The sequence below is a fragment of the Hymenobacter sp. GOD-10R genome (assembly GCF_035609205.1).
GTDB lineage: Bacteria > Bacteroidota > Bacteroidia > Cytophagales > Hymenobacteraceae > Hymenobacter.
On sequence record NZ_CP141185.1, the window covers coordinates 38,649 to 51,361 of the forward strand.

General features: G+C 63.5%; 13 protein-coding genes. All 13 read right to left on the reverse strand.

Annotated features, from left to right (window positions below; genetic code table 11):
- Positions 1 to 69: 69 nt before the first annotated feature.
- Positions 70 to 426 carry a DUF6799 domain-containing protein gene (locus SD425_RS26755; protein WP_324679885.1) on the reverse strand — a complete coding sequence of 119 codons (357 nt, stop codon included), beginning with the start codon at positions 424 to 426 and terminating at the stop codon, positions 70 to 72.
- A 277-nt stretch (positions 427 to 703) separates the two neighbouring features.
- Positions 704 to 913, reverse strand: a complete 210-nt coding sequence (locus SD425_RS26760; RefSeq protein ID WP_324679886.1) for a heavy-metal-associated domain-containing protein — start codon at positions 911 to 913, stop codon at positions 704 to 706.
- A 143-nt stretch (positions 914 to 1,056) separates the two neighbouring features.
- Complete coding sequence (locus SD425_RS26765) at positions 1,057 to 1,398, reverse strand: four-helix bundle copper-binding protein (protein WP_324679887.1); 342 nt, start codon at positions 1,396 to 1,398, stop codon at positions 1,057 to 1,059.
- Positions 1,399 to 1,461: 63 nt separating this feature from the next.
- Entirely contained in the window at positions 1,462 to 2,526 is a 1,065-nt protein-coding gene (locus tag SD425_RS26770) for an HNH endonuclease (RefSeq protein WP_324679888.1), read from the reverse strand.
- A gap of 107 nt (positions 2,527 to 2,633) precedes the next feature.
- Positions 2,634 to 3,227, reverse strand: a complete 594-nt coding sequence (locus SD425_RS26775; RefSeq protein WP_324679889.1) for a helix-turn-helix transcriptional regulator — start codon at positions 3,225 to 3,227, stop codon at positions 2,634 to 2,636.
- Positions 3,228 to 3,237: 10 nt separating this feature from the next.
- Complete coding sequence (locus SD425_RS26780) at positions 3,238 to 6,459, reverse strand: efflux RND transporter permease subunit (RefSeq protein WP_324679890.1); 3,222 nt, start codon at positions 6,457 to 6,459, stop codon at positions 3,238 to 3,240.
- 3 nt (positions 6,460 to 6,462) lie between these two features.
- On the reverse strand, positions 6,463 to 7,605 hold the full coding sequence (locus SD425_RS26785) for an efflux RND transporter periplasmic adaptor subunit (RefSeq protein ID WP_324679891.1): 1,143 nt from the start codon (positions 7,603 to 7,605) through the stop codon (positions 6,463 to 6,465).
- Positions 7,589 to 8,200, reverse strand: a complete 612-nt coding sequence (locus SD425_RS26790) for a hypothetical protein (RefSeq protein WP_324679892.1) — start codon at positions 8,198 to 8,200, stop codon at positions 7,589 to 7,591. The genes SD425_RS26785 and SD425_RS26790 overlap by 17 nt, the downstream gene beginning before the upstream one ends.
- A complete protein-coding gene (locus SD425_RS26795) occupies positions 8,200 to 9,447 on the reverse strand; it encodes a TolC family protein (protein ID WP_324679893.1) in 1,248 nt (415 codons plus the stop codon). Before SD425_RS26795 ends, SD425_RS26790 begins: the two co-directional genes overlap by 1 nt.
- Before the next feature lie 92 nt (positions 9,448 to 9,539).
- On the reverse strand, positions 9,540 to 10,067 hold the full coding sequence (locus SD425_RS26800) for a heavy metal-binding domain-containing protein (RefSeq protein WP_324679895.1): 528 nt from the start codon (positions 10,065 to 10,067) through the stop codon (positions 9,540 to 9,542).
- A 34-nt stretch (positions 10,068 to 10,101) separates the two neighbouring features.
- Positions 10,102 to 10,923, reverse strand: coding sequence for a DUF305 domain-containing protein (locus tag SD425_RS26805; protein WP_324679897.1), 822 nt, complete (start codon positions 10,921 to 10,923; stop codon positions 10,102 to 10,104).
- Between the two features lie 50 nt (positions 10,924 to 10,973).
- Complete coding sequence (locus SD425_RS26810) at positions 10,974 to 11,921, reverse strand: heavy metal-binding domain-containing protein (protein WP_324679899.1); 948 nt, start codon at positions 11,919 to 11,921, stop codon at positions 10,974 to 10,976.
- Positions 11,922 to 12,231: 310 nt separating this feature from the next.
- Positions 12,232 to 12,705 (reverse strand): hypothetical protein, encoded by a 474-nt coding sequence (locus tag SD425_RS26815; protein ID WP_324679901.1) that lies wholly within the window; start codon positions 12,703 to 12,705, stop codon positions 12,232 to 12,234.
- Between the last annotated feature and the right edge of the window lie 8 nt (positions 12,706 to 12,713).

Below are 12,713 nucleotides of genomic sequence, written 5' to 3' on the forward strand. Positions count from 1 at the left end.
CCGCTAGTCAAAGGAGTAGTTTCAACGCTCGCGGCGGTTAGCCGCGACCGCCGAGACCGGACCGGCCGACTACATTTTCATGCCGTCCATTTTGTGGTGGCCTTTCGCGCCAGCGGGCATTTTCATCTTGCCGCTCATCATCATGCACTGGCCGTCCTTCATTTTCATGGTGGTGCCATCCTTCATTTTGCAGGTGCCATCGGTCATGCACACGGTGCCATCGGCCATGGTCATGTCGGCGGTCATCGGCATCATCTTGCCGCCTTTCATCATGGTCATCTTGCCGTCCTTCATCATACAACAGTCCTGATGCGACGACTTGGTGGCGGAATGCGCGTGGGCGGTCTTCGGGGCCGTCTGGGCGAAGGAAACACTGGCCAGGCCGGCGAACAGAAGGGTGGCCAGCAGATAGGGGAGCTTTTTCATGGGAGGGGGAAATGATTGTTATGGGAGAACGGGTGCGTAACTGGCCGCACCACGAGCTGCTCGTTCACGAGCAGTGGATGCGAGACGCGGAACCAGCCGTGTCAAAGGTCCGCCGGGGCTGGATGGGGTGCCATGACAAGCGTGGGGCTAATGCGTGAGCTTTGTCATGTTAGCCGACCCGGCGGTGCTTGTTGCGAAATCGAGGGAATTCAGCAGGTGGAACCCCATTAAACCAAAAACGCCCGGCTCAGCCGGGCGTTTTTGGTTTAGCGAAGGATTAGGCCGCTTGAATTTTAAAGCCGGCATTTTCCACGGCCTGCACGACTTGTTCTGAAGTGAGCTGGTCGGAGTTGACGGTCAGAATCTTATCGGGGTTGGCCGTGTCGACCTGCCAGTTGCCGGCTCCGGCTTGCTGGTTGAGGGCGGGCGTGACGGCTTTGATGCAGCCACCGCAGTTGATGTTGGTTTTGAATTGCAGGGTTTTCATGACGAGTTGAGTTAAGGAACCCGCACCGGGTTCGTGCCAATACAACACGCAAAGCTGCGGCCAGAGTGGCACGCCAGGGGTATAGAATTGCGCAGGGGACTTGCATGATTTCCCGTCACCCGGCCGTCAGCAGAAGAGCAGGTTTAGGCAGCTACTTTCATCCCCGCGCGGCAGGCTGCCTCGCAGCGGCGGCAGGCCTCGGCGCACTCCTTGCAGTGCTGCATGTGGGAACCGTGCTTTTCGCACTCGTCGCCGCAGGCTTTGCACACTTCGGCGCATTCGCGCAGCAAATGCGGGCCGTGCTCCGAGCCGCGGGCAATCAGGCGGGCCGTCAGGGCGCAGATATCGGCGCAGTCGCGGTCGAGGCTAATACAGCGGGCCATCATTTTCACATCTTCTTCCTGCAGGCAGGCGGTGGCGCAGTGCTCGCAGGCGGCGATGCAGGCGTTGAGGGCGTCGAGGAGGGATTGGTTTTGAGCGTGCATGGGTAATGGAATTAGGAGTGAACGGCGTTACGCCTGAGTTACCCCTGCTTATACCCGCCGTGCTTAGCCTGGTTTTACATCAATTGCTCCTTGACTTGCATCATTTGGCGTTGCCGGGTCAAGCGGTAGTTCCACCATTTTCTCGAAGGATAGGGAGAACCGATGCTCTTCTCCTACACGCTTCTGATTGGAAGTAAAATCAACCCTTTTAAACGAGGCGGGGCCGTAGTCTGCCAGCCACGTTTCCCCAATCAAGAGGGGGAAAACGGGTATGTCAATAGTCTTCAAAGGAGGCGTAATCGCCAGGAATCGAACCTTATCTACTCGGCTAAAGGGCAATGCCAACTGAAAATAGTAGTTAGCATAGTAGAGCACAAACACCTTTTCCGGGATGTCGGCTGGTGATGTTCCGTTACGGGTAAAGAGCTGAGCGAAGGGTGCCGGAAATACCGGCGGACCGGGAATGGAGTGCATCATCACGCTCAGCAAGCCCATGCCCTGAGCTGCTTCATCATGCTCCTCCGAGGTAACGAACCGTTTGGCCCATGCATAATCGGCCACTTCCTGCTCATCAAGTAAGCAAAGGGCCATTTTCAGCAACAGCTTAACTAGGTGAATCGGAATGTAGCTGGGGCGAGTAGTTACCAGCTGCGCCGAGTTTGTAGTCGCATCAATAATGAGCGGGTCCTGGCCCTGAATCGTCTTGATATTCAGACCTTCCGCGCCCATGGACACCTCTAGCCCGGTTTTGTTGTCCTTGAATTTGGGGACTTTCTTGTTCTTGCCTTTAATCTGGTTAAAGGTTCGGGCCACGCCCAAGTAGTTGGCGAACGAGTCTTCGTACTTCGCAAACAACGCGTTGCACGTGTCGCACTCGAAGTAAGAAAGAATGTTGCGGTTGCCCATAAAGTCGGGCATTACGTGCGCATCCTTTCGGAACGACACCTCTGGTTCTGTTCTGCCACAAAACCGGCAAACCCGAGGCGTGGGCGTCCCCAGATAAAATGGCGTATCCGAAGGACCAACCATCATTTGACAAGTATATGCCCCAAAGAACTGTTTGGCACGTTGTTGATTTACTGCATCAGCCGGCATGGGTAGTTGCAATGTTTTGGTAATTCTGGCCATGAAGAGGACGTGGTGTTGTGAAAGATAAAAGAGAAGCAAAACGTGGGGCGAAGCCTGGTAAGTTTCTAACTCATCTTATTTGTCTTCAACAACCGGCAATGATGTTGTTAATCAATGCTCTGTACCAAAGCCACCTGCTGCCGATAAGCCGAGGGCGAGCACTGCGCGAACCGCCGGAACTGACCCGAAAAGTGCGCCAGGCTGCCGTAGCCCAACTGTCGGGCAATGCGCCCGATGTCGAGCCGGGAGGTCGCCAGCAGCTCCTGGGCGTAGGCCAGCCGCTGGCTGGTGATGTAGCTAATGAGGCTTTCGTGGCCGGGCAGCTGGGCGAAGGCCGCGTGCAGGCGGCGGCTATCCAAGCCCATTTCCCGGGCCAGGGTGGGAATTAATTCGCGGTGCCGCAGTGTGACGGCCCGCCGCAGCAGCCCGGCCACGGCCAGCTTCACCCGGTCAACCAGTGCCTGCGTGGGGCTTTCCAGCAGCGCAAAGCCGGCCGCGGCCAGTGCCAGGCGAATACGCGCCCAGTCCAGCTGCCCATCCAGGCTGACGACCGTCGCCGCGCCCAGCCGCACGTCTAGCACCCGCAGCCCCAGGCTTTCCAACTCCCGCCGTACTATCCGAATACCGCGCGAGCAGACCATGTGCTTGATGTAAAGCACACAGCCGGCATCGTCGGGCGTAAGGGATGGAGGCAGGGACATGACCAGAAGCTTAGACGGCCGGCTGCACCGGGTTCAGGTCGGCGGGCGGGGTAAGGGGCTGAGCATCCAGCTCCTGCGGGTGGGCATCAAGGCTGACTTCGTGGTGGCCGCGCTGGTACTGGGCCAGGGCCTTTTCGCCGAAAAGCCAGAACACGACTGGCGTCACCATGATGTCGAGGAAGGTGGAAGAGAGCAGGCCGCCGAGGATGACGGTGGCCACCGGGTAGAGGATTTCCTTGCCCGGCGCGTCCTTGGCCAGCGTGAGCGGCACCAGGGCCAGCGCGGCCACCAGGGCCGTCATCAGCACCGGCACCAGGCGTTCGAGCGAGCCCCGGATAATCATCTCCTTGCCGAACTGCTCGCCCTCATGCTCCACGAGGTGGATGTAGTGCGAAATCATCATGATGCCGTTGCGCGAGGCAATGCCGGTGAGCGTGATGAAGCCCACCAGCGAGGCAATGCTGAAGGTGCCGCCCGTGAGCAGCACCGCCACCACCGAGCCGATGAGGGCCAGCGGGATGTTGAGCATAATCTGCCCCACCATCAGCCCCGACTTGAAGTGCGAGTACAGCACCAGGAAGATGCCGGCCAGCGAGAACAGGCTCAGCCAGAGAATCTTCTGCGAAGCCGACTGCTGGCTTTCGAACTGCCCGCCGTAGGTCAGGTAGTAGCCCGCCGGCAGCTTTACCTGCTGGTTGATGCGGGCCTGCACCTCCTTGACGGTGGAGCCCAGGTCGCGCCCGGCCACGTTCATCGAGACGGTGATGCGGCGCTGGGTGTTTTCGTGGTTCACGGTGTTGGGGCCGGGCTCGTAGCTCACGTCGGCCACCTGGCTCACCGGAATCAAGGCCCCCGAGGGCGTTTCGATGCGGGTCTGGGCGATGGTGGCGATGTCGTTGCGCTGGGCCTCGGGCAGCTTCACGATGAGGTCGAAGCGCTTTTGCCCGTCGAGCATCTGCGACACCACGTCGCCCTGAAACAGGGTTTCGAGCGTGGCCACCACCTGGCCGCGCTCCAGGCCGTAGGCCCGCAGGGCGGCGTCGCGGGGGCGCACCAGCAGCTGCGGAATCTGCACCTGCTTTTCCACCTGCAGGTCGACCACGCCCGGCACGGAGCCGGCCGCCGTGCGGATTTCGTTGGCATAGCGGCGCAGCTCCAGCAGGTCGTTGCCAAATACCTTAATGGCGACCTGCGCCCGCACCCCGCTCAGCAGGTGGTCGAGGCGGTGGCTGATGGGCTGGCCGATGTTGACGTTCACGCCGGTAATCAGACCCAGCCGCTGGCGCAGGTCGGCCAGGATTTCCTCCCGGCTGCGCATTGTTTTTCCCGCTTGTTTCAGCTCCTCGGGCGTTTTGAAGGCGACTTCGATTTCCGAGTTGTTGACCGACTCGGCGTGCTCGTCCAGCTCGGCGCGGCCGGTGCGGCGGGCGGTGTAAGCCACTTCCGGCAGCTGCAAAATCTGCTCTTCCCCCAGCGTGCCCAGCTTATTGGACTCGGTGAGCGAGGTGCCGGCCGGGGCCGAGAAGTTGACCGTGAGCGAGCCCTCGTTGAAGGGCGGCAGGAACTCGGTGCCGAAGAAGGGCACCAGCGAGGCGGCCAGCGCGAACAGTAGCCCGGTGACCGTGAGCACCATTTTCGGGTGGGCCAGGCCCCAGTCCAGCAGGCCGGTGTCCTTGCGCTTGAGCCAGCGCACTAGGCCCCCCTCCTGCTCGGCCGCCCGAATCTGCTTCATCTTAGGCAGCAGGTAGTAGCAGAGCACCGGCGTGATGGTGAGCGACACGAACAGCGACGCCACGATGCTGGTGATGTAAGCAATTCCCAGCGGCGCGAAAATGCGTCCCTCCATGCCTTCGAGCGCGAACAGCGGCAGGAACACCAGCACCACGATGATGGTGGCGTACACGATGGAGTTGCGCACCTCCGAGGAGGCGGCGTAAATCACCTGCAGGGCCGGTTTGGGCTGGGGCAGGTGCTGGTTTTCGCGCAGCCGGCGGAACACGTTTTCCACGTCCACGATGGCGTCATCGACCAGCTCGCCGATGGCGATGGCCAGCCCGCCCAAGGTCATCGTATTTATACTGATGCCGGCCACGCGGAACACCAGGGCGGTCACCAGCAACGATAAAGGAATGGCCACCAGCGAAATGAAGGTGGTGCGCACGTTCAGCAAAAAGGCAAACAGCACGATGACCACCAGAATGGCCCCGTCGCGCAGGGCTTCCTCGACGTTGGTAATTGACGACTCGATAAAATCGGCCTGCTTGAACAGGCGCGTGTTCACCCGCACGTCCTTCGGCAGCGAGGGCTTCAGCTCAACCAGGGCCTGTTCCACGGCCTGGGTCAGGCCCACGGTGGCGGTGCCCGGCTGCTTTTCGATGCTCAGAATGACGGCGGGCTTGCCGTTCACGCTGCCGTCGCCGCGCTTAAAGCGGGCTCCGAAGGCCACGTTGGCCACCTGCTTGACGCTGATGGGTGAGCCCTGCCGGTAGCCCACGATGATGTTTTCGATGTCGGCCACCGAGCGGAGCCGGCCCAGGTTGCGAATCAGCACCTCCGAGCCGTTGCGGTCAAAGAAGTTGCCGGTGGTGTTGAGGTTGGAGCGGCGCAGGGCTTCTTCGACCTGCGTCACGGTCAGGCCCGTGGCGTTCAGGCGGGGCATATCCAGCAGCACCTGGTACTGCAGGTTGTCGCCGCCGATGGGAATGACCTGGGCCACGCCGGGAATGCTGAGCAGGCGCTGGCGCACGGTGTAGTTGGCCAGCGTGCGCAGGTCGGCCGCGTTGGTCTGCTGCCCACCCGAGAGGCCCACGAGCATAATCTGGCCCATTACCGATGAAATCGGCCCCAGCACCGGCGTGATGCCGGTGGGCAGCTGCCCGCTCACGGTTTGCAGCTTCTCGGCCACAATTTGGCGGGCGGTGAAAATGTCGGTGCCGTAGTCGAACTCCACGAACACCATGCCCAGGCCAATGGCCGAGTTGGAGCGCACGGCCGCCACGCCGGTAGCCCCGTTCAGGGCCGTTTCCACGGGCAGCGTCACCAGGGCCTCCACTTCCTCGGGGGCCATGCCGGCGGCTTCCAGGAATACGGTTACGCGGGGGCGGTCCAGGTCGGGCAGCACGTCCACGGGCAGCTGGCGCGCCGTGTAGGTGCCGGCAATGAGCAGGCCCGCGGCCAGGGCCAGCATGAGCAGGCGGTTTTGCAGGGCAAACCGAATGATTTTATCGAGCATCCGCTATTGGTTCAGGTAGATGGATTTGAGCTGGTAGGTGCCCACGCTCACCACCCGGTCGTTTTCGTTCACGTCGCCGGCCAGCAGCACCGTTTGCGCGCCGTTGGCGGCGCCGGGCTGCACGTAGTGGATTTTGAAGGTTTCCGGGTCGGTGTGCACGAAGACCACCGGCTTGCCATTGAGGTCCGTAAGCGCCGAAGTGGGCACCACCAGCTGCTTTTTGCCGCCGCCGCTGCGGCCCAGCACCTGCACATTCACGGCCTGGCCGGCCCGGAACAGGTTGCTGCCGCTGTTGTCCAGCTCCAGAATCAGCTGGCGGGCCTGGTTCACCGGGTTCACCACGTTACTGAACACCACCAGCCGGGCCGGGGCGCTGCCGGTTTGCCCCTGCAGGCCTTCCACCTGAAACTGGGCCCCGGCGGGAATCTTATCCAAATCCTGCGCAAACACCTGCGCTTCCACCCGCAGCTTGCCGGGGTTGAGCACCCGGAATAGCTCGTCGCCCTGCGTCACCTGCTGGCCCACGGCCAGGGTAAATACGTCCACCGTGCCGCTGATGGGCGAGGTAATCGTGACGCGGCGGTTGCTGGCCTGCCCGTTGAGAATGCCCGCGTTCTGGCGGGCCTGGCGCAGGCGCAGCTCGGCGGCCACCACATCCTTGCGGGCCGCGATGTCGGCGATGGTTTGCAGGCGGGCGTAGTCCTGCTGGGCGGCCCGCAGCTCGGCCTGGGCGTTGGCCCGCTCCGTGCTGAGGCCGATTTGCTGGGTGGCATCCAGGGTCTGGTCGATGACGGCCAGCACCTGCCCGGCGCGCACCGGCTGGCCCACTTTGGCCGACAGGCGCACGATGCGCCCGGTCTGGGGTACCACCACCCGCCCTTCGCCCCCGGCGGCCGAGGCCACGGTGCCGTAGAGCGTCAGCCGGTTATAGGTGTCGGAATAGCCGGCCAGGGCCGTGCGCACCCCGAACAGAAACTGGCTTTCCTTGGGCAACGCCACGGCGTCGGTCAGGGCCGGCCCGGAGCTGGGCTTCGCTGCTTCGTCGTGCCCGGGATGCGCCAGCAAGGCAGCGGGCGGGGGCAGCAGCACGGAAAAGGCCAGGCCGAGGGCGGCTGTGGCGGCGAGAAACTTATGCGTGGTTTTCATAAACAGCGGGCGTTGGGGTGGGGACGGCAGCGGCCGGTCGACGGCGGCGCATAACCAGGGCGGTGGCGGCAATGCCCAGCGCGAAGGCTCCAAAGAGCAGCAGCACCGTTTTCCAGGAGCCGATGAGGGGAGCCGCCGCCGGGGCCGGTGCCGCCGCCACGGGCAGCAGCTTGCCAACTTCGATGCCGGAGAGCAGCATCAAGTCGGCCTTGTCGCCGGCCACGATGTTCACGGCCAGGCTGTATTTCTTGTTGGCCGGAAACGTGCCCTCGACCAGGTAGGCCCCCGGCGACTTTTCGCTGACCGTGAACTTCAAATCAGCCGCTTCCGGGCAGGTCACCGTCAGCCTGGCCCCCTTGATGGGGGCGTTGGTGGCGTAGTCCGACACAAACAGCCGCATGTCGGCGTCTTCGCCCTTTTTCAGCGGCTCGAAGCGCAGCAGCAGCTCGAAGCTTTCGGACAGCGCGGCCACCGAGAAGGTGGTGGCCACCGGCCCGGCCGAGGGCTTGGCCGCGTCGCCGTGGTCTTCGCCGCCATGGGCGCGGGCCCCGGTGGCCAGCAGCAGGGCCAGCAAGAGCAGGAGGAGATTCTTCATTATTGTCCCCGCAGGTAGTTAAGTGCAACGATGGCCTGACGGTAGTCGCGGATGGTGGTCAGGTAGGTATTCTGAATGGTAAAGGCCTGGTTCAGGCTCTGAATCAGCACCAGGTAGCTGATTTCGCCGGCCTTGAACAGGCGCTGCGACTGGCTGATGATGGCCCGCGACTGGGGCAGGCCGGTCTGTTCGTAGTAGGTGAGCGAGGCGGCGAACTTGCGCGTGTCGGCCAGGGCCTGCTGGTACTGGGTGCCCAGGTCGAGGCGCTGCACCTGCAGCTGGGCCTGCGCGGCCTTACTGCGCGCCGTGGCCGCCTGCAGCTGCGAGCGGTAGGTCCAGAACCAGATGGGCACCGACACCCCGAACTGGAAGCGGTACTTCACCACGGAGTTCTCATAGGCCTGATTCTGATAGCCCAGCGTGAGGGCCGGGGTGCGCCGGGCCCGCACCAGGCTGATGCCCGACTGGCTCAGGGCCACGTTCTGGCCGTAGTAGGCCAGCGTGGGGCTCAGGGCCACGGCGGCGCTGTCCTGGGTGGGCAGCGTGCCCAGCAGCTCCGCGCCGGCGCGGGCCAATTCGGGGCCGGTCTGGCGCAGGTCGGTATCGGCGGTGAGGTTGGCTTCCGGCTGCCCGAGCAGCAAACCCAGGCGGCGCTGCGCCGAGCGCTGGTCCACCACGGCCTGGTCGAGCTGGTTGCGCACCTGCCGGGCTTCGGCCTCGGTGCTCACGCGCTGCAGGGCGGTCACCTCACCGGCCTTGAAGAGGCGGTCGGTGGCCACTTGCAGCGCCCGAAACAGGCTGTCCTGGTAGGTGAGCTGCCGCACCTGCGCCTCGGCAAACTGCAGGCTCAGGTAGGCCTGGCGCACGTCGCGCCGCACGGTGGCCCGGTTCACGTCCAGGCCCCGCTCGGCCAGGGTGATGCCGGCCTGCGCGGCCTGCGCCTGCCGGCGGTACACGGTGGGGAAGTCGATGGTTTGCACTACGCCCGGGGCCCAGCGTTCGCCCGTGGGGGCGGAGAACAGAAAGTCCGGGTTGGTGGGCGAAAAGCTGCCGCGCTTCAGGGCGCGCTGCTCCGCGATTTCCTCGGCCGACTGGCGCAGGCGCGGGTGCCGGCGCAGGGCCAGCTGCTCGGCACTGTCGAGGCGCACCACGACCTGCTGCGCCCCCGCCGGACCAGCCAGCAGCACCAGCAGTAGCAGCAAGAGCACCAGCCCGGGTCGGCGGTGACGAATGGGAAGAGTATTCATAAGCAGTAGTTTGGCCGCTGACCCCTCCGCCGGCAGCAGCCAGCGAAGGGGAGCGGTACACAAAGGGCGGCCCGGAAGCGGACCGCCCGTAGCTAGGATTTTTTGACCAGCGCCATGCCGCACTTCGGGCATTTACCCGGCTCGGTGGCAGTCACTTCGTGGTGCATGGGGCAGGCAAAGGCCGCGCCCAAGGCCTTGTGGCCGTGGGCCTCGTCCAGCTTATCGAAGCGCACGGTCAGGGCTTTGCCGTCGGCCGTGTTCAGCGTCACGATGGCGGTGCGCACCTTGGCCCCGGCGGGCAGCTTGGCCGTGAGGTGGTCATCGCCGGCCAGGGCCAGCGGCACGGTCACGGTGGCGTTGGTGCTCAGCTGCACCAGCACCGAGCCGCTCATGCCCTTGTTGGGCACGGCGCTCATCTTGGTGCCTAGCAGGTAGAAAGCCAGCTCGGTGGGCTGGGCTACCAGCTCCAGGTGGTAGGGGCTGGCCGAGCGCACCACGCCGCCGTGGGGCGCGACGTGGGCGTGGGTTTCACCCGCCGCCATTTCGGCGTGCTGGGCGTGGGCGAGGGGCGCGGCGGCCAGTAAAGCCAGCGCGGCGAGGAAGGGGCGGAGCATTTTCATGGGGCGATAGAGCAGCGGGGTCAAAAGGGATGGGCTACGCTTTTTTCTCCAGGTCCATGCCGCACTTCGGGCATTTGCCGGGGGCATTGCTCTGGCCGCCGTCATTCATCGGGCACACGTAGGCCGCCCCGGCCGACTGCATCTTGCCGGCATTCTTGGCGTGCCAGTCCTTGAACTGCTGAATTTCCTTCTGCTGGGCGTCAATCATCATTTGCGCCATCTCCTTGAGCTTGGTGTCTTTGCCGTGGGCCAGCTCGGCTTTGGCCATGTCCACGGCGCTCTGGTGATGCACCGTCATCAGCATGTTGAAGTTCATGTCCGGGTCGGCCACCGTCGCGGGCATATTTTTCATCATGCCGTCCATCGAGGCCTTCATCTGGGCGGTGAAGGGGTCGGCCGGGTCTTGGGGCTTGTAGTTGGTCGGGGCCGAGTCCAGACGCTCGGCAATGGGCTCCAGCTCGCCGATTTCCTTCTGCTGGTCGGCCTTGATTTTCTCGGCCATCTGGCGCATGGTGGCGTCCTTGCCGTCGCGCAGCTCGATGTCGGCCATGGCAATGGCGCCCTTGTGGTGCTCCATCATCATGTGGGCAAAGTCGTGGTCGGTGTTACCCTTGGGCTTCATGGCGTCCATCTTGGCCATCATCTCGTTCATCGACGCCATCAGGGGCGAGGTGCCGGCGGTGCCATCAGCCATTTTGGAGTGGTCCATGCCAGCCATGTCGCCGGCCGCAGCGGTGTCGGCTGGGGCCGAAGTAGTGGCAGTCGTCGTAGTGTCGGCCGACTTATCGGAGTTGCAGCTGCCCAGCAGCAGGGTGCCCGAACAGAGGGCGGCGAGGAGAAATGCGGACTTTTTCATGGGGTTTGGGTTGGGGTAAGCGGTGAAAAAATGAGGTGATGGGTCCGGAATTAGGCCTTCACGTTGATGGTGAAGTCGCCGGTGTGAATCTGCCCGCCGTGGTTGAACTGCAGGAACACGCGGTACAGGCCGGGCTTTTCGAAGTTGGTGTTGAAGCCGATGACAGGGCCCTTGTCGGCCTGGTCGTTGGGGTGCACGTGCAGGTAGCGCTCGGTGTCTTCGCTGATGACCACGACGTGGCCCAGCGCCCCGAGGTACTTGTCGAGGTCGGTCACGGGCTGGCCGTTTTTGCTCAGCGTGATTTTCATGCCCAGCAGCTGGCCTACTTTCAGCTCCTTGTCAAAAGCCAGCGTGGCCTGGTAGCCATCCTTGCTCCACTGCATCTGGTCCTGGCGGAACTTGACGGGCGTGTACTTGGGCCCCTGCACGCTCACCACCTGGCGGCCGAGCTGATGTCCGCTGCCATCGGGCGTGTAGTCCTGAAACAGCACGTAGTCGCCGCCCTTGGGGAAAGTGAACGCGGCCTTGTAGTTGCCATCCGCCGTGAACTCGGGGTGCTCGTGGTCGAACACCGACAAGTCCTTGCGGACGATAATGAGGTGGATTTTCTTCTCGTGCACCACCGCCAGCGGCACCGGCGCTTTCTCGTTGCCGATTTCCTGCGGGGTGTAGGTGAGCGTAACGGGCTGGCCGGCCACCAACTGCATGGGCTTGGGCTCGAACTGCATCTGGTAGCTCTTGCCGTTGCTCACCTGGTCGTTGTGAACCAGCTCCATGCCGCACTTGGGGCACTTCTCGCCGGGCTTGGTGCTGGTCACCTCCGGGTGCATGGGGCAGGCGTAGGTGTGGCCCCCGGCGTGGGCAGCCGTGCTGTCGGGCGCGGTGCCGGTGGGCGTGGTAACGGTGTTGGTGGCGTTGCTGCTCGAAGAATCCGAGGAGCAGCTGGCAACGGTGAAAACGCTGGCAGCGGCCAGCAGCGGAACAAGAAAGCGGTTCATGAAAACGGGTATGGGATGGGAAATCCGGCCCCGGAAAGGGCCGTTGGGGCCTACGCCTGCCACTGCTGCCAGAGCACGAAGCCCAGGGCGGCAGCCAGCCCGGCGTAGAGCAGGTAGGACAGCCAGCGACGGCCCGGCCCACGCGGGGGCGGCGCACCGGCCTCCTGACAGCAACTCTTCATTGCGCGGGAGGAAAAACCAGGAAATTGGGGGAAGGGGGCGCGGCCGGGCCACGCAAACGAGCAAACGAAAAGGCCCGCCCCGGACATAGCATAGCTATGCCGGCGCGAGCCTTAGCGCGTCGGAAGAATCAGACAGTCAGCGACTGGATGAAAATACGGATGTCGGGTATTTTAGGCGGCAGGTGCTCTCTGGGCACCAGCGTGACCGCGCAAGTACGGTCCCACTTGCCGGCGGCGGGCCGGAAGTGGAAATCCATGGCTTCGGGCAGCAGCGCCGGAGCGGGCACCAGCAGCTGCTTCTGCGCCGGCGAAGTCAGCGACGAAAGCAGCGAGGCCGATTTGTCCTTGCAGCAGTCGTGGTTGCGGGTCGACTTACCCGGGTGGCCGTCGTGCTTGCCATGGTGTTCGGCTATTGCGCCATGACCGTGGCAGCCCGGATGCGCAGGCTTTTCCGCCTGGTGGTGGCTCATGGCCGCCATTGGCGGAGCCATCTGGGCAGGATTCACGGAAGCGCACCAGCACTGCCCCACGAACACGTTGACGAAGACGAGCAGGAAGCTCGTCGCCAGCAAACGGCGGAAGGGGAACAGGCTACGGAACATAACGGGCA